Annotated in this window: 18 protein-coding genes; 9 read left to right on the plus strand and 9 right to left on the minus strand. The window is 61.3% G+C overall.

Annotated elements, in window-relative coordinates; all coding sequences use genetic code 11:
- Positions 1 to 93: 93 nt before the first annotated feature.
- Together metG and AACQ95_RS13630 are read left to right on the plus strand one after the other, a co-directional pair.
- Complete coding sequence (gene metG / locus AACQ95_RS13625) at positions 94 to 2,127, plus strand: methionine--tRNA ligase (RefSeq protein WP_241278762.1); 2,034 nt, start codon at positions 94 to 96, stop codon at positions 2,125 to 2,127.
- Between the two features lie 195 nt (positions 2,128 to 2,322).
- Complete coding sequence (locus AACQ95_RS13630; protein ID WP_241278763.1) at positions 2,323 to 2,958, plus strand: glutathione S-transferase family protein; 636 nt, start codon at positions 2,323 to 2,325, stop codon at positions 2,956 to 2,958.
- Positions 2,959 to 3,027: 69 nt separating this feature from the next.
- Here the strand turns inward: AACQ95_RS13630 and AACQ95_RS13635 are convergent, their stop codons facing one another.
- Positions 3,028 to 3,300: an acylphosphatase gene (locus tag AACQ95_RS13635; protein ID WP_043134832.1), complete on the minus strand. Its 273-nt coding sequence runs from the start codon at positions 3,298 to 3,300 to the stop codon at positions 3,028 to 3,030.
- Between the two features lie 85 nt (positions 3,301 to 3,385).
- Between AACQ95_RS13635 and AACQ95_RS13640 the strand changes: the two genes are divergently transcribed.
- Entirely contained in the window at positions 3,386 to 4,816 is a 1,431-nt protein-coding gene (locus tag AACQ95_RS13640) for a methyl-accepting chemotaxis protein (RefSeq protein WP_241278764.1), read from the plus strand.
- Positions 4,817 to 4,930: 114 nt separating this feature from the next.
- The gene (locus AACQ95_RS13645) at positions 4,931 to 6,121 is read left to right on the plus strand and encodes a class I SAM-dependent methyltransferase (protein WP_241278765.1); all 1,191 of its coding nucleotides are present in this window, start codon (positions 4,931 to 4,933) and stop codon (positions 6,119 to 6,121) included.
- 461 nt (positions 6,122 to 6,582) lie between these two features.
- On the opposite strand, the gene AACQ95_RS13650 is transcribed toward AACQ95_RS13645, so the two are convergent.
- Positions 6,583 to 7,227 carry a glutathione S-transferase family protein gene (locus tag AACQ95_RS13650; RefSeq protein WP_241278766.1) on the minus strand — a complete coding sequence of 215 codons (645 nt, stop codon included), beginning with the start codon at positions 7,225 to 7,227 and terminating at the stop codon, positions 6,583 to 6,585.
- A gap of 265 nt (positions 7,228 to 7,492) precedes the next feature.
- Between AACQ95_RS13650 and AACQ95_RS13655 the strand changes: the two genes are divergently transcribed.
- From AACQ95_RS13655 to AACQ95_RS13670, 4 genes are all read left to right on the plus strand, one after another.
- Entirely contained in the window at positions 7,493 to 8,677 is a 1,185-nt protein-coding gene (locus tag AACQ95_RS13655; protein WP_241278767.1) for an acyltransferase family protein, read from the plus strand.
- Between the two features lie 400 nt (positions 8,678 to 9,077).
- On the plus strand, positions 9,078 to 10,115 hold the full coding sequence (selD, locus tag AACQ95_RS13660; protein WP_098984077.1) for a selenide, water dikinase SelD: 1,038 nt from the start codon (positions 9,078 to 9,080) through the stop codon (positions 10,113 to 10,115).
- Between the two features lie 28 nt (positions 10,116 to 10,143).
- Positions 10,144 to 11,259 (plus strand): tRNA 2-selenouridine(34) synthase MnmH, encoded by a 1,116-nt coding sequence (mnmH, locus tag AACQ95_RS13665; protein ID WP_241278768.1) that lies wholly within the window; start codon positions 10,144 to 10,146, stop codon positions 11,257 to 11,259.
- Between the two features lie 31 nt (positions 11,260 to 11,290).
- On the plus strand, positions 11,291 to 11,923 hold the full coding sequence (locus AACQ95_RS13670; RefSeq protein WP_241278769.1) for an MBL fold metallo-hydrolase: 633 nt from the start codon (positions 11,291 to 11,293) through the stop codon (positions 11,921 to 11,923).
- A gap of 1 nt (position 11,924) precedes the next feature.
- On the opposite strand, the gene AACQ95_RS13675 is transcribed toward AACQ95_RS13670, so the two are convergent.
- From AACQ95_RS13675 to AACQ95_RS13705, 7 genes are all read right to left on the minus strand, one after another.
- On the minus strand, positions 11,925 to 12,926 hold the full coding sequence (locus tag AACQ95_RS13675; protein WP_043555675.1) for a response regulator: 1,002 nt from the start codon (positions 12,924 to 12,926) through the stop codon (positions 11,925 to 11,927).
- Complete coding sequence (locus AACQ95_RS13680; RefSeq protein WP_241278770.1) at positions 12,923 to 16,093, minus strand: hybrid sensor histidine kinase/response regulator; 3,171 nt, start codon at positions 16,091 to 16,093, stop codon at positions 12,923 to 12,925. The genes AACQ95_RS13675 and AACQ95_RS13680 overlap by 4 nt, the downstream gene beginning before the upstream one ends.
- A 205-nt stretch (positions 16,094 to 16,298) precedes the next feature.
- Positions 16,299 to 16,586, minus strand: coding sequence for a 50S ribosomal protein L25 (gene rplY, locus AACQ95_RS13685; RefSeq protein WP_042037696.1), 288 nt, complete (start codon positions 16,584 to 16,586; stop codon positions 16,299 to 16,301).
- Positions 16,587 to 16,692: 106 nt separating this feature from the next.
- Positions 16,693 to 17,550 carry a hypothetical protein gene (locus AACQ95_RS13690; protein WP_241278771.1) on the minus strand — a complete coding sequence of 286 codons (858 nt, stop codon included), beginning with the start codon at positions 17,548 to 17,550 and terminating at the stop codon, positions 16,693 to 16,695.
- Positions 17,551 to 17,646: 96 nt separating this feature from the next.
- Complete coding sequence (gene hrpA / locus AACQ95_RS13695) at positions 17,647 to 21,576, minus strand: ATP-dependent RNA helicase HrpA (RefSeq protein ID WP_241278772.1); 3,930 nt, start codon at positions 21,574 to 21,576, stop codon at positions 17,647 to 17,649.
- A 215-nt stretch (positions 21,577 to 21,791) separates the two neighbouring features.
- Positions 21,792 to 22,214 (minus strand): CBS domain-containing protein, encoded by a 423-nt coding sequence (locus AACQ95_RS13700; protein ID WP_043555667.1) that lies wholly within the window; start codon positions 22,212 to 22,214, stop codon positions 21,792 to 21,794.
- Between the two features lie 85 nt (positions 22,215 to 22,299).
- Positions 22,300 to 23,370: a helix-turn-helix transcriptional regulator gene (locus AACQ95_RS13705; RefSeq protein WP_043134848.1), complete on the minus strand. Its 1,071-nt coding sequence runs from the start codon at positions 23,368 to 23,370 to the stop codon at positions 22,300 to 22,302.
- A 622-nt stretch (positions 23,371 to 23,992) separates the two neighbouring features.
- Between AACQ95_RS13705 and AACQ95_RS13710 the strand changes: the two genes are divergently transcribed.
- On the plus strand, positions 23,993 to 25,315 hold the full coding sequence (locus AACQ95_RS13710; RefSeq protein ID WP_241278773.1) for a YjiH family protein: 1,323 nt from the start codon (positions 23,993 to 23,995) through the stop codon (positions 25,313 to 25,315).
- Positions 25,316 to 25,458: the final 143 nt, after the last annotated feature.

Genomic DNA, 25,458 nt, shown 5'->3' on the forward strand with positions numbered 1-25,458 from the left:
GCGGACAGCGCCACAACCCTAGGCAGGCTACCCCCAATTCGGGTAACATGCACGGCACTGTATCATCCCAACAAGCACATCAAGAACGACTATATGGCAACTGATCCTCGTACAATGCTGGTAACCTGCGCCCTCCCCTATGCCAATGGCTCCATCCATCTTGGCCACATGCTGGAACACATCCAGGCCGATATCTGGGTTCGTTATCAGCGAATGCGCGGCCATCAGGTGCACTTCATCTGTGCCGATGATGCCCACGGCACCCCCATCATGCTCAAGGCACAACAGCTGGGGATCACCCCGGAAGAGATGATCGCGGCCGTCTCCAAAGAGCACCAGACCGACTTCGCCGGCTTCAACATAAGCTTTGACAACTATCACTCCACCCACAGCGACGAGAACCGCGAGCTGGCGGAGCTGATCTACGGTCGTCTGAAAGGCGGTGACTTCATCAAGGGTCGCACCATAACCCAGCTGTTCGATCCAGAAAAATCCATGTTCCTGCCGGACCGCTTCGTCAAGGGCACCTGCCCCAAGTGCAAGTCTCCGGAGCAGTACGGCGACAACTGCGACAGCTGCGGCGCCACCTACAGTCCGACCGAGCTCATAAATCCGAAATCCGCCGTCTCGGGCGCCACGCCTGTGATGAAGGACTCAGAGCACTTCTTCTTCGACCTGCCGCAGTTTGAAACCTGGCTGGCCGGCTGGGTGCGCGGTTCCGGCGCCATTCAGGAAGAGATGGCCAACAAGATGCAGGAGTGGTTCGAGAGCGGCCTGCAGCAGTGGGACATCACCCGCGACGCCCCCTATTTTGGTTTCGAGATCCCGGGCGCCCCCGGCAAGTACTTCTACGTCTGGCTGGATGCCCCCATCGGCTACATGGCGTCGTTCAAGAACCTGTGCAACAAGCGCGGCGACATCGATTTCGACAGCTACTGGAAGAAAGACTCCACCGCCGAGCTCTATCACTTCATCGGCAAGGACATCGCCTACTTCCACTGCCTGTTCTGGCCATCCATGCTGGAAGGCGCGGGTTTCCGCAAGCCGACCAAGGTCAACGTGCACGGCTATGTGACCGTCAACGGCGCCAAGATGTCCAAGTCCAAGGGCACCTTCATCAAGGCCTCCACCTACCTGAACCACCTGGATCCTGAGTGCCTGCGCTACTACTACGCCGCCAAGCTCAACAGCCGCATCGACGATCTGGACCTGAACCTGGATGACTTCGTGGCACGGGTCAACGCCGACGTGGTCAACAAGCTGGTCAATCTGGCCTCCCGCAATGCCGGCTTTATCGCCAAGCGGTTCGACGGCAAGCTGGCCGCGACCTGTGCCGAGCCCGAGCTCTATGCCGAGTTCGCCAACGCCAGTGCCTCCATCAGCGATGCCTATGAAGCACGCGAATTCAGCCGCGCCATCCGCGAGATCATGGCACTGGCCGACAAGGCCAACCGCTACGTGGACGAGAAGGCGCCCTGGGTGCTGGCCAAGCAGGAAGGCGCAGACGCCGAGCTGCAAGCGGTCTGCTCCGTGGGCATCAACCTGTTCCGGGTACTGATGGCCTACCTCAAGCCGGTCATGCCGCTGCTGGCCGAGCGCGCCGAACTCTTCCTGGGTGAGACCCTCACCTGGGATGGCGTGGCCCTGCCGCTGTGCAACCACCAGCTGGCCCCGTTCAAGGCGCTGTTCGCCCGCATCGAGCCCGCCAAGATTGAAGCCATGATAGAGGCCTCCAAGGAAGATCTGGCCAAGGAGCAGGCACCGAAAGTGACAGGCCCGCTGGCAGACGACCCCATCAGTGAAACCATCTCCTATGAAGATTTCGCCAAGCTGGATCTGCGGGTGGCGCTGATCAAGAAGGCCGAAGCCGTACCGGAAGCGGACAAGCTGCTCAAGCTGCAACTGGATCTGGGCGGTGAAACCCGTCAGGTATTCGCCGGGATCAAGTCCGCCTACAACCCGGAAGATCTGGAAGGCAAGCTGACCGTGATAGTGGCCAACCTGGCGCCGCGCAAGATGCGCTTTGGCATGTCCGAAGGCATGGTGCTGGCCGCAGGCCCGGGCGGCAAGGATCTCTGGATCTTGGAACCGCAGGAAGGCGCCCAGCCAGGCATGCGCGTCAAATAAGCGCGCTGGCTGCAACCCCCATGAAAAGAGAGGCCATCCGGCCTCTCTTTTTTTATCCCCTTTTCCCAGGGCATGGCAGCTGCACCCCATCGTCAGCACTCCCATATGGGCTTGTTGCCACCGCGCAATTTGCCTAGACTGCCTGTTCACCTCGGGTCGCACATGGGCCCCCCCACCATCAGGCAAGGAGCAAGCATGATCACCTTATACGGAACCCCAGTCAGTCGAGCCCTGCGCATATCCTGGTTACTGGAAGAGTTGGGCGTGGCGTGGCAATTTCAGTTTCTCGACTTCGCCAAGGGCGAGAATCGCAGCGACTGGTTTCTGGCGCTGAACCCGAGCGGCAAGATGCCGGTGCTCAAAGACGGGGATTTCGTGCTGACCGAATCCGCCGCCATCATGCAGTACCTGGCCGAAGTCTATGGCCCGGATTGGCTGCCAGCCAGAGGGACGCAAGCCTCGGCGCTGCACGCCAGGTGGGTCAGCTTCATCACCTGCGAGCTGGAGCAGCCGCTGTGGACCATAGGCAAGCACAAGTTTGCCCTGCCGGAGCCACAGCGCCTGCCAGCCATCTTCCCCACCGCCAAGTGGGAGTTCGACAAGGCGGCGGCCATCGCCGAGTCCTGGGTGCCCGAGCAGGGCTACCTGCTGGGGGCGCAGATCACCATAGCGGACCTGCTGCTGGCCCATACCCTGATGTGGGCCACCCGCTTCGAGCAGACCATTTTGCCCAAGCTGGCCGCCTATCGGGATCGTCTGGCCAAACGCCCCGCCCTGCAAGCCGTGCTGGCCAAGACCCAGGCCATCGCCGACGCCGCCCAGGCCGGCTGACGCCAACATGCACAAACGGGAGCCCCGATGGCTCCCGTTTTTATGCGTGGTATGGCGGTTTCACTCCGCTCAATTGGTATGAAAGCCACTCCCTTTGGGCGGCAGCGCCTCTTCATACTCCATCCGGGTCACCTCGGCGGTGCGCGGCCCGTGTTCCAGCCAGCCCAGCATCATCTGCACCCCGTGCTCGGGCCCGCAGATCAGGATCTCCACCGATCCGTCCTCCAGGTTGTAGGCGTGGCCACGCAGTCCCAGTTGCAGCGCCCGCTCCCGGGTGAAGTAGCGAAATCCCACCCCTTGCACCTGACCCCAGACGCGCACGACAAACGATTGCTCTCCCATTTCTCACACCTTCCCCTTAAGAAATTTCCCCCCAAGGCGATAATGAGCGCGACACTCTCTTCCCCTTGCAGGACGCAATACCATTATGAAAGAAGTAAAGTTTCGGTGGGTTGACCGTTATCTCATTCACCTCACGATCAGCGAAAAATTTCTCATCACCTTCTGGTGCCCTCTGTTGTTCATCGCCTTGCTCACCGGGTACCTGCTGGCCGACGGCCATGATCAGCAGATGCAGATTCGGCTGGATCAACTCAAGCAAAGGGTCGAGACCAGCGCCCAGCTGGTGAGCCAGCACGCCAGCCTCACCCTGCCCGCCGATCTCATCCTCAGCCCGACCGGCAGTGCCGGCCTGAGCCAGCAGGGCGACCACTACCGTTTCAGCGCCAGCGCAGGTCAGGCCGGTTTCGTGACCGGCAGCCTGGATGCGGGGCGTTACTCCATGTGGGACGGCCAGGGCACCACCCTCACCATCATCGCCGTGCTGGCAGCCTTGCTGGCCCTCATCACCCACTACCTGATGACCTTTGTCTCCGGCGCCCTCTACTCCACCAACAAGGCGTTGCAGACCGTGGCCGACGGGGATCTCACCTTCCGCCTCAATTTCTTCCCGGTGCGGGACGAGTTCTCCATCCTGGCGGGCAGCATAGACAGATTCACCGACCGCCAGCACAAGATAGTACAGCTAGTGGAAGAATCCGCCGAGGCGCTCACCATGGCCGCCGACGAATTTCGCGATCACGCCAGCGAAGGGGAAACCATGGCCCGCTCCCAGCGCCAGCACATGGACTCCCTGGCCGCCGCCATGGAGCAGATGTCCGCCGCCATTCGTGAAGTGGCCCGCAATGCCAACGACACCCTGCAGCAGACTCGCCAGTCCAGCGAAGAGGCGGCCAACGGCGCCGAGCGGGTGGCTCGCACCATCAGCGCCATCCGCACCCTGGCCGACGAGATAGGCAACGCCTCAGGCGCCGTCGAACGGCTGACCCACAACGCCAACCGCATCAACGAGGTGGTCAACGTCATCAACGCCATCTCCCAGCAGACCAACCTGCTGGCACTCAATGCCGCCATCGAGGCGGCCCGCGCCGGCGAGCAGGGTCGCGGCTTTGCGGTGGTGGCCGATGAGGTGCGCACCCTCGCCAGCCGCACCCAGCAAGCCACGGTGGAGATCCAGCAGATGATCGAAGAGCTGCAGGCAGGCACAGGTGCCCTTAACGACATCATGGAGAAGACAGTTGGCCGCGCCGCCAGCAGCCAAGCGCTGATCAGCGAAGTGGGGCTCGACATCGACAAGCTCAGCAACCACAGCGATGCCGTGCTGGAGATGAGCACCCAGATAGCCACCTCCAGCGAGGAGCAGAGCTCGGTCGCCGAGGAGATCACCCGCAACCTGGATCAGGTGCGCCACGAAGCGGGCCAGGTAGAGGAATCTGCCAGCGCCTCTGTGGCCGGCACCGCCGGCCTCAAGGCCACCGCCACCGAGCTGGCCCAGGCATTGAAGGGGCTCAAGATCTGATCTGAAGCTGATGCCGGATCAGACAAGCCGGGCTCTCTTGCCAAGGTTGTTTGAGTTTTACCAGCGGGCCACATAGAATGTGGCCCCTTTTCTTTTTACCATCGGCAAACATCCATGAGCGTTTTCATCTATCTCGTCAAAGGCCGCGAAAAATCCCTGCTGCGCCGTCACCCCTGGATCTTCTCCAAGGGGATTGAGCGGGTTGAAGGCAACCCCGTTGACGGCGATACCGTCGAGATTTACGCCAACGATGGCAAATGGCTCGCCCGTGGTGCCTGGTCAGGCAGCTCCCAGATCCGTGCCCGGGTCTGGACCTTCGATAAAGAGGAGACTGTCGATCTCGACTTCTTCCTGCGTCGCCTCAAATATGCCCAGGAGTCCCGGGATCCGCTGATCAAGCGCCAGGGCCTCACCGGCTATCGCCTCTGCGCCGCCGAATCCGACGGCCTGCCGGGTCTGACCATAGACCGTTATGCCGATTTCCTGGTGTGCCAGATCCTCTCAGCCGGTGCCGAGTTCCAGCGCGAGCTCATCACCCAGGCGCTGCGTACCCTCTACCCCGAGTGCAACATCTATGAGCGCTCCGACGTGGCGGTACGCAAGAAGGAAGGGCTGAAAGAGCGTACCGGCGTCATCCATGGCGAGACCCCGACCGAGCCTGTGGTGATCGAAGAAAACGGCGTCAAGATCCTGGTGGACGTCCGCAACGGCCACAAAACCGGCTTCTATCTGGATCAGCGCGACAACCGTCAGGCTGTCTCCAAGTACACCTCGGCTAAGCGGGTGCTCAACTGCTTCAGCTACACAGGTGGCTTTGGCATCTATGCCCTCAAGGGTGGCGCCAAGGAAGTGGTCAACGTGGATCTATCCCAGACTGCGCTGGACATCGCCCGCCAGAACGCCGAGCTGAATGGGCTGGATATCTCCAACACCCAGTTCATCCGTCACGATGTGTTCAAGCTGCTGCGCGAATACCGCGAGAAGGGCGAGAAATTCGACGTCATAGTGCTGGATCCGCCCAAGTTTGCCGAGAGCAAGGCCCAGCTGCTGGGTGCCTGCCGTGGCTACAAGGACATCAACATGCTGGCGTTCCAGCTGCTGGCGCCGGGTGGCGTGCTCTTGACCTACTCCTGCTCCGGCCTGATGGAGCAGAGCCTGTTCCAGAAGATAGTGGCCGATGCGGCGCTCGACGCCGGTCGCGATGCCCAGATCCTGGAGCTCCTGTCCCAGGCTTCCGATCACCCGATCGGCACCGCCTATCCGGAAGGTTTCTACCTCAAGGGTCTGGTGGTGCGCGCCCGCTAAGAGCCGCCAACCAGAGTTGGCCGCCTCTTGACCCCGGTTCCAGACCCGGGCTTGGTCCAGCAAGCCAGTCATCAAAAGGCCCGCTATCGCTAGCGGGCCTTTTTTGCGCTGTACTCCAAAGAGATAACGCCGCTCACTCCCTTTCCTCGGCTTGCCGCTGCCATCCCTCTAGCGTGCTTTTCCAGCCCTTTAACCAAGCTCTGTGCTCACAGCATCCCCCCAGGGAATGGTACTCAGCCCACCTAGGGGAACCTGACCGACCTTTTATTTATGCAAAAATATGAAAATAAAATCACCACCATTGGAAAATCCTCGGGGAAATATCGGCATATATCGCATCGAAAATCACTCTGCTGCATAAATCAGTTTTCCCCCTCTCCTGATCCCGGCCATTCCCCCATTTCGGCTGCACATCATCTCTGAGTCGGCAGCAGGCCTGTCGTCGGGCTCAAGCACCCGGCTCAGTCACGGGCCGGCGCCCCCAGCGGGAAATAGTGCCGAAATGGCCGCGCCTCATCCACCACGCGCACCACAGAGGGCCGGCTCAGCAGGCGGGCACGGTAGGCCCGCAGTCTGGCGTGGGAGTGCGGTATCTCATGGGCCCAGTCGGCATAGAAGAGCGAGGGGGCGGCAGCGCAATCGGCCAGGCTGAAGCCATCGCCGGCGATCCAGTGACGTCCTTCGAGTCGCTGATCGAGCCAGGGGTAGATCTGGTCGAGCAGCTCGCGGGCCTCCATCACGCCATAGCCGTCGCGCTCGGCCTGCGGGCGCAGCGCATCCAGCACCACTTTCTGCATCGGCGTCATCACATAGTTGTCGAAGACGCGATCCAGCATGTGAACCTCCAGACCCGCATCGCCAGCCAGGATCAGGCTGATGGGGCCCGGATGGTGCGCCTGCAGATGCGCGACTATGGTGCTGCTCTCGAGGATGCAGCGCCCGTCATCCAGCAGCACGGGGAAGCGCTTGAGCGGCCAGAGGGCGGCAAGCTCGGCGTTGGCCGCCGGGTTTTCAAGATTCTGATAGTCAAACGGAGTGGCATTCTCGTAGAGGGCGATCAGCACCTTCTGGCTGTAGGATGAGAAGGGATGGGCATAGAGTTTCATCGGGCGTGCTCCTTGCGATCAGATGGACGACATCCCTAGTCTAGATCCCCACGCCAGCCCCTGATCTTGCACCCATACAGCTGGCTGTTTTTGCGTAATAAACGCATATTTATGACGAAAATCACACCCGTATGACTCTCTTTTAGATAGGGTGATCCCGCCTGTGGCCAGCATGAGTCCAGGCTGCTGGGGCATCAGGCTCGATGCCCCAGCACAACAACAAAATCGATGTCAGGCCAAGCTGAACATCGCAAGGGATCCCGATATGAATCAATCATTGCCGCTGTTGACGCCGCTGCGGGGCATAGCTGCCCTGATGGTGGTGCTGTTCCATGCCCGCTTGCTGCTCTTTCCCCAGTGGATGGAGCCGATCGCCGGCCACACCCAACTCATCGAGAACGGCTACCTCTGGGTCGATCTCTTCTTTATTTTGAGCGGCCTGGTGCTGGCCCACGTCTACGGTGAGACCTTCAGCCGCACACCCCGCACCCAGGGCTATGGCCGTTTTCTCTGGCTGCGGCTGACCCGCGTCTACCCCCTCTACTTTGTGACCCTGGTGCTGCTGGTGGGCTGGGAGCTTTACAAGGCCCGCCATGGGGTAGGCTTCTATGCCGGCCCGCTGTTCAAGATGTGGGAGTGGGAGGGAATGCCTCCCTTCGGCTCCCCCTTCACCCCGGCCGAGGCCCTGCCAAGCGCATTCCTGCTGCTGCAGGTAGTGACCGATCACGGATTGACCTGGAACTTCGCCGCCTGGTCCCTGAGCGTGGAGTGGATAAGCTACCTGCTGTTCCCGCTGCTCATTCCGCTCGCCGTGACCCGCAGTCGCTGGAGCCATCTCGCGCCCCTGTTGGCGCTGACGGTGCTGGCCTTTATCGTGCACAGCCGGGGCACCCTGGATGTCACCAGCGGCGCGCTGGCGGTGGGACGCGGGGTGAGTGAATTCGTGCTCGGCCTCTGGCTGCTGCCCAGGGTCAGGGCCGCGCGACACTTGCCCATGATGCAACGGGATCTGCCGCTGCTGATCGCCTTTGTGCTGCCCTTCGCGCTGATGCAGTTCACCATGACGCCGCAGCTGACCCTGCTGCTGATCAGTTCCTACGTGCTGCTGATCTGGATTGCGGCCTCCCAGGGGGATCGCCGGAGCCCGCTGCTGCGTCTGCTGGACAACCGCTTCACCAACTGGCTGGGGGATCTCTCCTACTCCATCTACCTGCTGCACGCGCTGGTGCTGCTCACCGGGTGCGAAATGATTCACTATCTGGCGCCGGGGCTCACCGACTGGTGGTATGCCCAGACCCACCCGCTGCTGGGGGTAGTGGCGACCCTGTTGATGCTGGCCATACTGATCGGCCTCTCGGCCCTTAGCTACAACCTGCTGGAGCGACCGCTGCAACGGCGCCTGCGTCGCTGGGGCAAGGCTCGCCAGCCAGTGATGGAGCAAGCCGGGTAAGGTTCTCCACCCAAACATGGCCCCGAAGTGAGACAGGCTCGGCCTCATCGGGACAACACAGGGGGATATGCCTCACCACCAGCGCATGGCGAAGGCTGTCCCCTCTCTCATTTTTCCCGCCAATCCCCTGCGCTTTGTGTTAATTCCAGTTCGAACCAGAGAGGGCATTTGTGGCATAATGGCCCGTCCTGTGGCCCTTGGCGGGGCTGCTCTGGCGCACCATGTCGCCCCTCCTCCCCCGTCCGGCTTGGCGGCCTTCCCATGGCTGCCTGAAATCGTTGCCCCTGTTGGCACCGAGGCCACCCATTTTTTGCGGTATCTTGTCTGCCTGTCTACAAGGCGACGGATGACCGCCCATTGACCAAGACGGCTCCACAGAGCCTCTGCATAAGGGGTAAGTATGTCTTCCATTCGTCTGACCCAATACAGCCACGGCGCTGGCTGCGGCTGCAAAATTTCTCCCAAGGTGCTCGACACCATTCTCAAGAGCCAGATCCCGGGCTTTGACGACCCGACCCTGGTGGTCGGCAACAGCAGCAAGGATGACGCGGCCGTGGTCGATATCGGCAACGGTCAGGGTATCGTCTCTACCACCGACTTCTTCATGCCCATCGTCGATGACCCCTTCACCTTCGGTCGCATCGCCGCCACCAACGCCATCAGCGACATCTACGCCATGGGCGGCAAGCCCATCGTCGCCATCGCCATCCTCGGCTGGCCCATCAATACGCTCGCTCCCGAGATTGCGCAGCAGGTGATCGACGGCGGCCGTCAGGTGTGCCATGAAGCGGGCATCTCGCTCGCCGGCGGCCACAGCATAGACGCCCCCGAGCCCATCTTCGGCCTCGCGGTGACTGGCATAGTGCCGCTCGATGCCATCAAGCAGAATGACACCGCCCAGGTGGGCGACATCCTCTATCTGACCAAGCCCCTTGGCATCGGCATACTCACCACGGCCCAGAAGAAGGGCAAGCTCAAGCCAGAGCACGAGCAGCTGGCCCCCAACGCCATGTGCACCCTCAACAAGATTGGCCAGCGCTTTGCCGAACTGCCCGGCGTGCACGCCATGACGGACGTGACCGGATTTGGTCTGGCGGGTCACCTGCTGGAGATGTGCGAAGGATCAGGGGTGTGCGCCACCCTCGATTTCAAGGCGTTGCCACTGCTCGACGAGGTGGATTACTACCTGAGCGAGGGCTGCGTACCGGGCGGTACCCTGCGCAATTTCGACTCCTATGGCCACAAGCTCGATGCCATGGACGATCGTACCCGCAACATCATGTGCGACCCGCAGACCAGCGGCGGCCTGCTGGTAGCCGTCGGTAAAGAAAGTGAAGCCGAGCTCCTTGCCATCGCGACGCAAGCGGGGCTGACCCTCTCCCCCGTCGGCCAGCTGAAGGCGCGTACCGGTGATCAGTTTATCGAGGTTGTCCAATGAGTCAGCGGCTGCTTGCGGAGGCCATGCTATGAGCCAACTGCCACTGGCCACGGATCTGGCCCGGATTTTTCTGGACGATGTCCCGCTCATCGACTTGCGTGCGCCCATCGAGTTCAAGGAGGGGGCCTTCCCCTGCTCGACCAATCTGCCCTTGATGACAGACGATGAGCGGGCCCAGGTCGGGACCTGCTTCAAGAAGCAGGGTCAGGCGGCCGCCATCGAACTGGGTCACAAGCTGGTGGGGGGCGCCGTGCGGGCCGAACGCCTCGAAGGCTGGCTGGCGCAGTTGCGCCAGCAGCCCGACGCCCTGCTCTACTGCTTTCGCGGCGGTCTGCGCTCGCAAACCGTACAACTGTGGCTGCATGAGGCCGGGGTCACTCGTCCCCGCGTCGCCGGTGGCTACAAGGAGCTGCGGCGCTTCCTCATCGACACCCAGGACAAGGCCTCTGCCGAGTGCCACTGGACCGTGCTGACCGGCATGACAGGCTCCGGCAAGACCCATATGCTGGGCCAGGTGACCCAGGCGCTCGACCTGGAAGGCCATGCCCGCCACAGGGGCTCCTCGTTTGGCCAGCTGCCCGGCGGCCAGCCCGGCAACATCAACTTTGAAAACAACATGGCCATCGAGCTGCTCAAGCGCCGCCACAAGGGCGAACAGGCCTTCGTGGTAGAGGACGAGAGCCGGCTCATCGGTCGCTGCTGCCTGCCGAACACCCTGTTCGATGCCATGTGCGAGGCCCCGCTGGTGGTGGTGGATGTGCCGCAGAGCGAGCGAGCCGAACAGATCCGCCAGGACTATGTGCACGATCTCTGGCTGCGTTATCAGGCCATGTTCGGCGCTGAAGCCGGCTGGCCGCTGTTTGCCGCCTATCTCACAGATGCACTGGCCCGCCTCAAACGTCGCCTCGGCGATCAGGCTCACCGCGAGCTGGATGCGCTGATGCAGACGGCCCTCACCGAGCAGGCCAGCAGTGGCGCGACCGAGCTGCATCTGGCCTGGATCACCCTGCTGCTGACCCGTTACTACGACCCCATGTATCTCTATCAGCTTGGCAACAAGCGTGAGCGCATCGTGTTCCGGGGTGACAAGCAGGCCTGTCTCGACTATTTCGCCGAGCAGCACGCCAGAGCGCAACAGGGCTGACCCCGTCGCCTTTCCAACAAGAGGACCCCACATGTTGAAATTCGAGGTGATCCCGGTCACCCAGTTCGCCCAGAACTGCTCCCTCATCTGGTGTGACGAAACCCATCAGGCGGCGCTGATCGACCCGGGTGGCGAAGCGGACAAGCTGCTGGCCGCCATCGCCAAGCGAGGGCTTACCCTGACCCATATCCTGCTGACCCACGGTCATCTGGATCACGTGGGGGCTGCGGTCGAGCTGCGGGAAAAAACCGGCGTGACCATTACGGGGCCCCACAAGGAGGACGCCTTCTGGCTCGACATCCTGCCCCAGCAGAGCCAGATGTTCGGCTTTGCCCATACCCCCGCCTTCGCCCCCGACCAGTGGCTCGCCCAGGGTGACAAGGTGAGGGTGGGCAACTGCGAGCTGGAGGTCCATTTCTGCCCGGGCCACACTCCTGGCCACGTCATCCTGCTCAGCCAGAGCGAGCGGCTCGCCTGGGTCGGCGATGTGCTGTTTGCCGGCAGCATAGGCCGGACCGACTTCCCGCGCGGCGATCACGCCACCCTGATTCAGTCGATCACCGAGACCCTGCTGCCGCTGGGTGACGAGATCGTCTTCATCCCGGGCCACGGCCCCAGCTCCACCTTCGGCCGCGAGAAGGCAAGCAATCCCTACCTGACGTAACCTATCTGGTGATCCCCCGCTCCTCGCGGGTGTCCCACTGGGCCTTGAGGCGCAAGATCTCCGGCATGATCTCGAGAAAACATGCGAACAGCCGGGGATCAAAGTGCTGACCAGCACCGTCACGCATAGTGGCCAGCACCTGCTCCAGAGGCCAGGGATCCTTGTAAGGGCGACGCACGCTCAGGGCGTCAAACACATCGGCGATGGCCACGATCCGCGACGCCTCGGGGATCCCTTCGCCGGTTTCTCCTGCGGGGTAACCCGAGCCGTCCCACTTCTCGTGGTGATGCAGGGCAATCTCCGCCGCCATGCGGAAGATGAGCCCGTCGGATCGTTTCAAGATTTCGTAACCGATGCGCGGATGGGTGCGCATGATGGCCCACTCCTCTTCGGTGAGGGGGCCGGGCTTCTTGAGGATGTAGTCGGGGATCCCAATCTTGCCCATGTCGTGCATGGGGGCCGCCAGCTCCAGCAGCTCCGACTGCTCCGAACTCCAGCCCGCCGCGTCGGCCAGGGCTCGGGCATAGGCGGCCATGCGCCAGATATGTACCCCAGTGTCGGTGTCGTTGTAGTGACCCGCCTCGCTCAGCATCACGATGGCGGTGCGGTAGCTGCGCTCGAGCTGATCGAGGCGTACCAGAGAGAGGTGGTTGCGCACCCGGGCGCGCACCGTGCTTGGACAGACCGGCTTGTAAATGTAATCCACCCCGCCCGCCTCGAACCCCTGGCTCTCGCTGTCTGCGTTATCGCTCGCCGTGATGAACAGCACCGGGATCCCGGCGTGGGCCGGATCGGCCTTGAGCCGGCGACACACCTCGTAGCCATCCATGTCAGGCATGCGCACGTCAAGCAGGATCAGGGCGGGCTCGTGGCGCTCCACGGCGGCCAGCCCCTCCTCGCCTCCCTTGGCGAAAAAGAGGCTGTACTCCTCCTTGAGGATTTGCCGCAACAACCCGAGGTTGCTCGGCTCGTCATCGATGATCAACACTCGCGGTCGATTCATGATCCAGGTGCCTCCCGATTTTCCAGATACCCCTCCAGCTTGCAGGTCGCGAGCTGGATGTCGAACAGCTCCAGGGCCGCACTGATCTCGCTTACCAGCTCAGAAGGCAAGTAACTCTTGGCCTGGCCCAACGCCGGTTCAATCAGTTCCAGATCCTCGCTCATCAGGGCCTCACGCAGAGCATGCAGACACACCTCCTGCGCCTCACCCTGAGCCAGCGGGGAGTTGACAGCCCCCGGCTCGCGCCCGGCATAGATGTCGATGGCCTGTTGCGCCCGTTCCAGCGCCTCAAGGAAGGGGGCCATGAGCTGACTGGTGTCCCCCCCCTGCTCGATGGCCTCATTCAGTTCTGCACTGATGCGCGCCACATCGGTGAGCGACAGGCTGCCCGCCACCCCCTTGAGCTTGTGCGTCAGGCTCGCGGCGGCATCAGTCTCGTGCTGGGCTATGTAGTCCGGCAGCACGGTACCAACCGTCATGTAGTCATCGCGGAATCGGCGCAGGTATTTGAGATAGACGGAGGCCTCGCCCCAGTTGCGAAGCCCGGTATCGATATCAATGCCGGCCACCGGCTCCAGGGCAGACGGCACGTCATTGATCGTTAGCGGCACCACACTGTCGGGCAGGTAACGCAGCAGGGTCGCGATGAGCTGCTCCACATCGAGCGGCTTGGCGATGAAATCGTTCATGCCGCAGGCCAGCGCCGCCTCGCGTTGATCCTTGAACACCCCGGCGGTGAGTGCCAGCACGGGCGTTTCCTTGCGTCCCTGCAGCTGGCGCAGGCGACGGGTCGCCTCGTAACCATCCATCACCGGCATCTGTACGTCCATGAGTACCAGATCGATACGCTGCGCCGGGTCGGCAAGACAGGCCAGGGCCCGCTCCCCGTCGATGGCGGTGATCACCTCGGCCCCCTCCCGCTGCAGCAAGCGGGTTGCCACCTCCAGGTTGATGTCGCTGTCATCGACCAGCAGTATATGAACGCCAGGCAGGCGTAGGCGGCGCTGACCGCTCTTCAGCAGATCCACATGCTCGCGCTTCTCGTGGATGAGGCGCGCCACCGCGTTGTAGAGGCTGGAACCTGTGACCGGCTTGTGCAGCACCAGATCGACCTGCTCCGAGCCGGGGCTGCGCATCAACTCTTCCTGGGAATAGGCAGTCGCCATGATAATGATGGGCGAGCGCTCCTGCAGCTCGAAGGCACGGCGAATGGCCACGCAGGTCTCGAGCCCGTCCATGCCCGGCATGATCCAGTCGAGCAGGATCACGTCGAAACGCTCCCCCTGACGCAGCAGATGGTGCAAGGCCTGCTCGCCTGACTCCACCACCCGTGACTGCCAGCCGAGGGAGCCCACCGTCATCGACAGGGTATCGCGAGTCACCTGATTGTCGTCGGCGATCAGCAGCGAGACGTGCTGCAGCCGCTCGTGGAAGGCCTCAGGCTGCTCTACCTGCTCCAGCCGAACGCGGAACCAGAACTCGCTCCCCTTGCCCAGTTCGCTGGTGACGCCGATGTCGCCCCCCATCAGGCTCACCAGACGGCGACTGATGGTCAGGCCAAGCCCGGTTCCCCCAAAACGGCGGCTGGTAGAGGAATCGGCCTGGGAGAAGGCATTGAATATGTTGGCCTGCTGCTCGGGCGGAATGCCGATCCCGGTATCGCGCACCCGAAACAGCAAGGTGGCCATGCCATCTTGCTCGGCTTCCAGCTCGACCTTGACCTCCACCTCCCCGCGCTCGGTGAACTTGATGGCGTTGCCGGTCAAGTTGAGCAATACCTGCTCGAGGCGCAGGGCGTCCCCAACCAGATGGGCGGCCTGCTCGGGGGCGCTGCTCACTACCAGCTCGAGGTGCTTGTTGCCAACGCAGGTGGACATGATGGCCGCCACATGATCGAGCACCTCTTCCAGGCTGAATGGCACCTGCTCAAGCTCGAGCCGGCCCGACTCAATCTTGGAGAAATCGAGGATGTCGTTGATGATCCCGAGCAGAGCCTGCCCGGCCTGATGGATCTTGCGCACCAGGGCGCGCTGGCCATCGTCGAGCCCCCCCTGTTCAAGCAGGTAGGCCAACCCCATGATGGCGTTCATGGGAGTACGGATCTCGTGGCTCATGTTGGCGATGAAATCCCCTTTGACCCGCGCCAGCCTGGCCGCCTCCTGCTGCGCCAGCTGCTCCCGATGCCGGCTGAGCACCAGCGAGGCCACTCCGGCACCGAACAGCAACAGCAAGATGGCGCAGGTGACCGAGATGATCCCCCAGATGTGAGTGCGAATAGTCAGCAGCTCGCTGCGTGGCACCATGGAGGCAGCCTTCCAGACCAGCTGATCGTGATTCAGTGCCGGGTACAGAGTGGTCCAGCTCCACAGGCCGTCGGCTAGCTCAACCTGGCCGCTCGAAGCACCCAAGAATGCCTGCCAGGCCTGGGGAGAAAACTGCTTCAAGGTGAGGTCCGGACGCTCGAGCATGAAGCCCCACTCTTGTGCAGGATCCGGGCTGCGCAGCCAATAGCCATCCTGATTGAGCAGCATGGTGTGATCGGCGGCCTTGCCACTGCTGTTGGCGAATACCTTGAGCATACGGCCGGCCTGTACGTTGATAAGCAGCAAGCCCAGATCGCGATCCCCCAGGCGCAGGCGCTTGGCGATACGGATCATGGGATTGAAGGGGCGATCGATCACCCCCTGCTCGACGTTGAGATCGAGCGGCGAGACGTAGATCCGCTCCCAGGGCAGCGCCATGGCATCGCGGAAATAGTAACGATCCTTTTTGTTTTGCAGCTGGTCGTCAGCCACACGCTGCAGATGCTGGCCCTGACGATTGAAGCGCACCAGCTCCATGCCATCCGGTGCCAACCAACGCACTTGGGCATAGTCGGGATTGCGGTTCATCAGAACGGTGAACTGGGCGGCAATGTTGTCACGCTCGTCGCGACCCGCCGCCTCGAGCAGGATGGGCTCTTCAGACATGCTACGCACATGGCGCAGCGGCACCGCCAGCTCGTCGTCGAGGCGACCGCTGGCGAGCGTCAGGAAGGTGCTCTCATCGCTACGTACACGGTAGAGCTCGCGCTCGATCAGTGCGTCACCCAGCAGATACCCACCCACCAAAACCAGCACAAGAATGGGTGAGAACAGCAGGAAATATCCCCGTATGATTCCCTTCATCACGGTCAACATTACCCCGTATGTGGACTTGTTCGAATACTTTATATATGCCAGAGCACCACAACTGGTGTCCTGCTGTCAATCATGCCTACAAGTAAAGACTAACAGTACTATTTGAGTATTTTATTTTTATCGGGAAAAAACGCCGTAAAAACAAAGAGGCCACCCGATTGGGTGGCCTCTTTACAGGAACCTTCGTTGCCGATTAAACGCGAACGAAGTCCAGGTGAACCAGCTTCGGCTTAACCGGGTGACGCTGGATAGCCTTCACTTTAACGCTGACTTCTTCACCGTTGATGACCAGGGTCAGCACGGATTCGTAGAATTCCGGCTTCTCTTGGGCAATGATGAATTTTTTGTGGTCAACAGTGATGGACTGGGCTTCTTTGCCTGCACCGTAGATGATGGCAGGAACTTGGTCAGCGTGACGCAGGCGGCGGCTCGCACCTTTCCCCAGGTCAGAACGGACTTCAGCTTGGAATACGAAAGACATAGTGGTTATCTCATATAGATGAATTTATGGTGCTGACTGCGACCGGTCAGCACCTCGCAAAACGAGGGCGCATACTAGCACGGGCCCAGTACAGTGACAAGAAACCTTAACGCCCCTGCTCCAGCCGGGCAAACCGCTGTTGCCGCTCTGCCGCACTCAGGGCATCGAAGCGGGCCAGGGTCTGGGGCGCCGGACAGTAGAGGGTATCCCCCGCCTTGACCCGGATGCTGTTGCCCATCAGCGGGCGATTGTCATCGACTATGGCCAGCAGATAGCTGTAAGTGTCTCCCGCCGCCCCAGTGACAGTGCCATTCTGGGCCAGGGTGGCGGCGATGCGCCACAGTGTCTCCCCGGATGCCACCTGATGACAGACCCGCTTGCCATTGCCGGCCGCCGGCGCCGAGAGCGTCAGCGTCTCACCGCCGGAGGATGCGTTCACCGCCGGTGTTGTCTCACCATTAGCAACACGGACCAGCAGGGTATCCGGCGCCCGCCAGGTCGCGTTCAGAGCCAGGCTCACCGCCAGCCGTTCGGTGCCCAGGCTGGCGGCGCGCGGCTGACCCGGCATCACCGGCGGCGTGAATTCGGCCATGAAGGGTACTCCCAGACCGGCCACCTCCTGCTCGCCGTAATGCGGCGACATGACGGGCGCGACGGGTGCCAGACCATAGGCGGCCTCATCGATGCGCCTGAGCCTGGCCAGATACGCCTTGGAGAGCTGCGCTTCCCCTTCGAACAGATCGAAGGGCGGCACCAGCCGGGCCGGAAACAGCACCTGCCAGCGCCCCTTCTTCTGTTTGAGTTCGAGAGGGGGAAACTGATTGCCCCGCCAGGCCACAAACATGGCCGGCGGTGGGCGGTGCAGCGGGTAATATTCCGGGTTCAGCTGCACCCAGGTTTGCTCTGCAATAGGCTGGTAACCGCTGATCACCACCTGCGCCACACTCAACCAGATCCCCAGCATCCTTGCCTCCCTGACTTGTGGTTTGAAGGGGGCCGCCTGACTGGCAGCGCCGCCTCATAAAGCTATATCACGCAGTTAAAACAGACAGATAGCAGCTTAGCACTGGGCGATGGCGTTAAGCACCCGTTTATCTGACACCGGATAGGGGGTCCCCAGATTCTGGGCGAAGAAGGAGACCCGCAGCTCTTCGATCATCCAGCGGATATTGGCCACCTCAGCCGGGATCAGCTGGGATTTGGGGATCTTGGCGAGCAGTGCCTTGTAATCGGCCTCCACGCTCTGCACCTTGAGCATATAGACCCGATCCCGGTTGGGATCGATGGCCAGCTTCTCCATCCTGCGCTCGATGGCGCGCAGGTAGCGCAGCAAGTCCGGCAGCCGCTGCCAGCCGGTCTCGGTCACGAAGCCCTTGTGAATGAGGTTGCCCAGCTGCAACTGGATATCGGACATGGCAAAGGCGGTATCAAGCTGCATCTTGCCCTTGAGCCGCTTCTTGATCTCGTGAGACAGGGTCAGCACGGCTTCCACCTGGCTGGCCACTTCCACCACGGCATCGTTGAGCTCGGCGCGCACGAACTCCTTGAGTGCCTCGAACCCCGCCTCGTCCCAGGCCAGGCCGCCGTGGCGCTCGATGAGCTTGTCGCAGCCGCAGGCGATGCAGTCATCGATCAGCTCAGCCACCTTGCCAAAGGGGTTGAAGTAAAGACCCAGCTTGGCCTTGTTGGGCAGCTTCTCCTGCAGGTACTTGATGGGGGATGGCACGTTGAGCAGCACCAGCCGGCGCTGGCCCGCCCACATCAGCTGCTGCTGGGCTACCGGGCTCTCCACCAGCTGGATGGAGACAGAGTCCTTCTCATCCACCAGCGCCGGATAGGCCTTCACCTCGAAGCCGCCGCGCTTCTGGCTGTACTCCTGGGGCAGCTCGCCGAAACTCCACAGGGTAAGGCCGGACTGCTCTATGTCATCGTCCGCCACCTGGGAGAGGGTCTCCTGCACCTTGCCGCGCAGGGATTCCTTCAGCGCTTCCAGGTCTTTCCCTTCCGCCACTTTCTTCTGCTTGTCGTCCACCACCCGGAAGGTGAGTTTCAGGTGATCGGGCACAGATGCCCAATCCCAGGATTCGCGGGGCACGGAGACGCCTGTCATGCGGCGCAGCTGGCGCTCCATCTCGTCCAGCAGCGGCCCCTGCTCTGGGTTGAGGCTGGCGAGCAGCGCATCGGCGTAGTTGGGAGCCGGCACGAAATTCTTGCGCATCGGCTTTGGCATCGACTTGATGAGGGCCACCAGCAGCTCATGGCGCAGCCCGGGGATCAGCCACTCGAACCCTTTCACCTCCACCTGATTGAGCAGCGGCAACGGAATGTGCAGGGTGACGCCATCCGCCGCCTCCCCCGGTTCGAACTGATAGCTCAACTTGAGCTTGAGTCGCCCCTGCTGCCAGAAGTTGGGGTAGTCGAGATCGCTGATGTGGGCCGCATCCCCCTTCATCAGCATTTCTTTCTCGAAGTTGAGCTGCTCGGGATCCTGCTTTTGCGCCTCCTTCCACCACTTGTCGAAGTGACGGCTTGATATCACCTCCTGTGGCAAACGGGCATCGTAGAAGCGGAACAGGTCCTCGTCATCCACCAGGATGTCGCGGCGTCGCGACTTGTGCTCCAGCGCCTCCACCTCGGCGAGCAGCTTGCGGTTCTCGCCAAAGAAGCGGTGACGGGTCTCGAAATCCCCCTCCACCAGGGCGCGGCGAATAAACAGCTCGCGACACAGGGCCGGATCGAGGCGGCTGAAGTTGATGGTGCGCTCGTTGACCAGGGTCAGGCCATAGAGGGTCACCTTCTCCTTGGCCATGACGGCGCCACTTTTCTTCGACCAGTGCGGGTCGCTGTGGTGCAGCTTGATGAGGTGCGCCGCCAGCGGCTCCACCCATTCCGGCTCAATCTTGGCGTTGACCCGGGCGTAGAGGCGCGAGGTCTCCACCAGTTCGGCGGCCATCACCCACTTGGGCGGCTTCTTGAACAGGCCCGAGGCCGGGAACAGGTGGAAGCGGCCGTTGCGGGCGCCGAGAAACTCGGGTTTCTCCAGATCCTTGTTGCCGATATGGCTCAGGAGGCCGGTCAGCAGGGCACAGTGCACCGTCTTGAAATCCGCCGGTTCATGGTTGGCCTTGAAGCCCAGCTCCTTCACCGTCTGGCGCAGCTGGAAGTGGATATCCTGCCACTCGCGCACCCGCAGGTAGGAAAGAAACTCCTTCTGGCACATGCGGCGGAACGGGTTGCTGCCGAGCAGATCCTGTTGCTCTTTCAGGTAGTTCCACAGATTGACGAAGGCGAGGAAGTCCGAATCCTTGTCCTCGAAGCGTCTGTGCTGCTCGTCGGCGGCCTGCTTCTTCTCCATGGGCCGCTCGCGGGGATCCTGGATGCTGAGGCCGGCGGTGATCACCATGACTTCGCTCAGGCAGCCGGCTTGCGCCGCCGTGATCACCATCTTAGCCAGACGTGGATCAAGGGGAATGCGCGACAGCTGGCGACCTGTGTCGGTCAGCTGCAACTTGGGTTCGAGATCCTGCTCCTGGCCGGCTTGCTGGGCAGCGGCGTGACGGGCAGGCAGTTCGCGTACCGCCTCCAGCTCCTTGAGCAGGCTCAGGCCATCCTTGATGTGGCGCGATTCCGGCGGCTCGACGAAGGGGAAGGCCTCCATGTTGCCAAGGCCGAGCGCCAGCATCTGCAAGATGACGGAGGCCAGGTTGGTGCGCAGGATCTCCGGATCGGTAAAGGCGGGGCGGCCGTTGAAATCCTCTTCCGAGTAGAGACGGATACAGATACCGTCCGCCACCCGGCCGCAACGCCCCTTGCGCTGGTTGGCACTGGCCTGGGAGACAGGCTCGATGGGCAGGCGCTGCACCTTGGTTCGCCAGGAGTAGCGGCTGATACGGGCGGTACCCGGGTCTATCACATAGCGGATGCCCGGCACAGTGAGGGAGGTTTCCGCCACGTTGGTAGCCAGCACTATGCGCCGGCCGGCATGTTGCTGGAACACCTTGTTCTGCTCGGCGTTGGAGAGGCGGGCATAGAGCGGCAGCACCTCGGTATCCCGCAGATTGAGCTTGCGCAGGGCCTCAGTGGTATCGCGAATTTCCCGCTCGCCGTTCATGAAGATGAGGATATCCCCCAGCCCTTCGCGGGCCAGCTCTTCCACCGCATCGAAGATCCCCTGCAGCTCGTCGCGCTCCTCCAGCCCTTCACTCTTGTCACTGACGAGGGGGCGATAGCGCACATCGACGGGATAGGTGCGACCGGAGACCTCGATCACCGGCGCCTTGTTGAAATGGCGGGAGAAACGCTGGGGATCTATGGTGGCCGAGGTGATGATCACCTTGAGATCCGGGCGCCTTGGCAGCAGCTGCTTGAGGTAGCCCAGGATGAAGTCGATGTTGAGGCTGCGCTCGTGGGCCTCATCGATGATGATGGTGTCGTACTGGGTGAGCATACGATCGTGCTGGATTTCTGCCAGCAGGATACCGTCTGTCATCAGCTTGATGTGGGTCTGCTCGCTCACCTGATCGGTGAAGCGCACCTTGTAGCCCACGTAGTGACCCAGTTCGGATTGCATCTCCTCGGCGATGCGGGCCGCCACGGTACGGGCCGCGAGGCGCCGCGGCTGGGTGTGGCCGATAAAGCCCTTGACCCCGCGCCCGAGCGAGAGACAAATCTTGGGGATCTGGGTGGTCTTGCCCGAGCCGGTTTCGCCGGCGATGATCACCACCTGATGTTCGCTGATCGCCTTGGCGATCTCCGCCTGCTTCTGGCTGACCGGCAGGTTGGCGGGGTAGGTCACCTTGGGTACGCCCGCCAGACGGGACTGGTAGCGCGCCTGTGCAACATCCAGATCCGCGGCGATGGTCTCAAGCACGGCAGCCTGCTTGCCCTCAGGCAGCTTCTTGACCCCGTGCAGACGGCTGGAAAGGCGACGGGCATCGAGATTCATGCAGGCAGAAAGACGGCGGCGCAGCGCCTCGATAGAGAGAGACAAGGTACGAATTCCTTAAATGAGTGCCCAGAGGGGCCATATCGACAAGCGTCGGGAGATCCTAAAGAGCGAGGAAGAGAGGTGCAAGCCTTAAAGCGATGGGGGTGGCGATGAAAACCGGAATAACGGGCGCCTGGGCAGAAGCATCTGAATGGCGCGTCTGAATAAAAAGAGCAGGCACCCAGCCTGCTCCTGATAACGCATGGCGCCCAATCCGATCAGGCCCGGGCCTTGTGTACGAAACAGGTGCCCAGCTGGGCGTGGATCGCCAGCATCACATCGTGACGGCTGATCACCCCGAGCAGGTGCCCCTCCTCTACCACAGGATAGATCTTGGGCTTTTGCCCCATCATCATCTCGGCCAGCTCCAGAATGCTGGTGTCGGGTCCGACCGCCAGCACCTCCTTGCGCATCACATCCTTGACCTGGGCGACCTGCTCGCAGTGATAGGCTTCTTTCAACATGACGGCGATGCAGTCCTGTTCGGAAACCCAGCCGATCAGATGGCCTTGCGTATCCACCACGGGGCCACCAAGTTGGTGGCTGTTGAGAAACTTTTCGACCGCAGACTGCACCATCATGTCAGCGCTGAACGTGATGGGCCGGGTCTGCATGTAATCCTTTGCCTTGAGTGATTCCATTGTGCGTTCCCCCAACCAGCCTCCCGGGCGGGAGGCGCAAGCCGGGCACTATGTCCGGCTCACTCCAAGCATAGCTCGCACCGGATCAGGAGATGGACTGTAGCAACAGCAGCAGCTCGTTCTGACTGTGGCAGTCGGTCTTCTTGAAGACCCCTTTCAGGGTCGAGCGGACGGTTTCTACCTTGACACCGCGCAACTCGGCGATGTCGTTGCTGCTGTAACCCTTGCTCATCAGCACCAGCAGCTCCTTCTCGCCTATGGTGAGCGGATAGAGACTGGCTAGCGCTTCTATGTCGGGATTGAAGGAGTGCTCGGGATCCCGCAGCACCACTTCCACATAGCGCTCGAACCGGCTGAGACCGCTCATCAGGGTGCACTGGATCAGCAGCGGCCTTAAATTGGCCTGGCGGGGAATCGACATATAAGCGCTCGCCCCCGGCAACAAGTAGGCAAAGCCATTCAGGATCTCCTTGAACTGGCGTTGTTGATCCTTATTTTGCAGCGAGAAAATACCATTGATGGCCCGCAGTTCCACATTCTCATCGGAGATACGATTGAAGGCCACATTGGAATAATGGATATGGCCTTTGTCATCGACGATCGCGCTGGGCTTATTATGGTTTTTAACCAGTTGCTGCAGCTGATAGTTCTGGGTTTCCAGGGCCAGCAGGTTCCAATAATGGTGGCTCCAGGCCGCAAGACCAGAATAAACCTCCGTCAGCGAGGAGATATCCTGAGCGCTGAAGTCATCCTGGCTGGCACCGCGATAGGTGCACAGGCTGCTAAGGCCCCGCCCCTTCACCCGGCAGACGCCCCCGGCTGCAAACTGGGCGCCGAAACTGGCCAGCAGCCCGGTCGAATTGGACAGTGTCGTAGCATTGACTATGCCCTGGCAGCCCTTGTCCAGATAGTGATTGAACCACACATCCTGGCGATGGTGCTGCACATAGAACTGCTGCTGGGCCTCCGTCAGCCCACTGGAGAAGAGTTTTATCCCGTCGCTCTTGTCATCATCCCGTAACAGAAACAGCGAGGAACTCCCCGACACATCGGAGCGGAACTGATCCACCACCAACTTAATGTCAGAGTCATTAATACCGCACTCATATAACTGGCTTATATAGGGCGATACCCTTTCTTTTGCTAATGCCTTCACACCCGAACTCCTAATTCTTATTTTTATTGAAGTGGCATCTTACTCTGCAATGAGAAACCCGAAAAGTAGTCAAATGAACAAAGGTTTTATAACTGATCCATAAATAGTAATGATGAAAGTACATAAGGATGAGCGAAAGCGAAAATCTGAAATCCAAGTTAATGTTTTATATGATTTTTGTCGCTATAGATCTTTTTATCATCATCAGGGTTCCCGTCACGGCGAGATCAGTATCCCACGACAAACCTCGCATTTTTTCCCCTTTGGCCCCGACGACCGGCCCGGTTCCAATAAAGCTCCCGCCCCCTGCCTCCCCTGGCCTAGTTATTCTTGGTCTGGCGATGCCCGCACGACAGCGCCACATCTTGTCTGAGCGCGAGCCTCCCCTTTGCTGCCCATCTGCCCAGCCAGGCTGGCTATCCCACCCGCCACCCTTTGCCTCCCCTGCACCCAGCTCGCCATCGACGTTGCCATCCGCTCGCCCTCTCACGCCGGACTCAAGGCGCCAATGTTTCACGTTGGTTAATTTTGTGTTTAATTTATGAGCCAGCAACGATATTGTATATACAATTAGCTCAGTCAGATGTCGGGCAGGTGTCACACCACAAGGAGAAATGGAAGTATGGAACAGGACAATGTACTCATAGCCCCCACAAAATCAGGTGCCGGCATCAAGCTGTTGCTGACCAGCCTGCTTGGCATCGCCATCTTTTTCATCCCGTTCGAGCTGGCGGGACGCAGCACCATACTGGTGGATCATCTGGCTGGCTTGCTGATGGCACAGCGGCCATTGGCGGTGGGATTGATCCTGTTGCTGATCGCTTATGGGGCCGTGACTCCACTGCTGGATGGCCGCTGGCGCGCGCGTCCCATCGACCGGCTCCTGAGCCTGTTCAAGCTGCTCGGTCTTGGGCTGGCAGTGATGCATGTCGCCGAGCTGGGACCGGTCTGGCTGATGACCCCGGATCGCCTGCCCTTTCTGTTCGACAAGCTGGCCATGTCGGTCGGCCTCATAGTACCCATAGGTGCCATGGCCCTCACCTTCCTGCTCGGCTTCGGCCTGCTGGAACTGATCGGGGTACTGATGCAACCCGTGATGCGCCCGCTATGGCGCACACCGGGACACTCCGCCATCGATGCGGTGGCCTCGTTCGTTGGCAGCTATTCGGTTGGTCTGCTCATCACCAACCGGGTCTTCCTCGCGGGCAAATACACTGTGCGGGAAGCCGTCATCATAGCCACCGGGTTTTCCACCGTGTCGGCCGCCTTCATGATCATTGTGGCCAAGACCCTCAACCTGATGGAACACTGGAACTTCTATTTCTGGTCCACCCTGGTGATCACCTTTGTCATCACCGCCATTCTGGCGCGCGTGCCCCCCATCTCCAACATGGCCCATCACGGAGAGACCGATGAGCCACTGCCAGCCGGCATGCGCCGCTGGCAAGCCGCACTGGCATCCGGGCTGGCTCAATCCCGTCAGGCGGACCCAGTGCTGCGCCAGTTGCAGGACAACCTCAAAGATGGCCTCAGCATGGCGGCCGCCGTGGTGCCCACCATATTGTCGGTCGGCCTGCTCGGCCTGCTGCTGGCACAGCACACCCCCTTGTTCGATCTGCTGGGCTGGCTGCTCTGGCCCCTGACCTGGTTGCTTGATCTGGGCGAGCCACTGGAGACCGCCAGATCGCTCTCGGCCGGCTTGGCGGAGATGTTCCTGCCCGCCATCCTGCTCAAGGACGCGGATCTGCTGGTGCGCTATGTCACCGCCGTGGTGTCGGTCAGCTCTGTCCTCTTCTTCTCCGCTTCCATTCCCTGCATCCTGGCCACCAGGATCCCGGTGAGCGTGAGCCAGCTGGTGGTGATCTGGTTCCTGCGCACCCTGCTCGGCATAGTGCTGGCCGCACTCTGCGGCAAGCTGGCCATGGCGGCAGGCTGGCTGAGTTAAGCGAGGTGGCAACGCTGGTGATGAAGCGCAAGCGCGTGCACAAGTCAGGAAGGCGCCCGAGGGCGCCTTCATTTTTTGCGCAGCAGCCATGGCTCCTGCCGCAACAGGGGCTGGATTGGCACGCACGCATAAAAAAACGCAGC

The sequence above is a fragment of the Aeromonas sp. MR19 genome, from assembly GCF_963899305.1.
Classification (GTDB): Bacteria; Pseudomonadota; Gammaproteobacteria; order Enterobacterales; family Aeromonadaceae; genus Aeromonas; species Aeromonas bestiarum.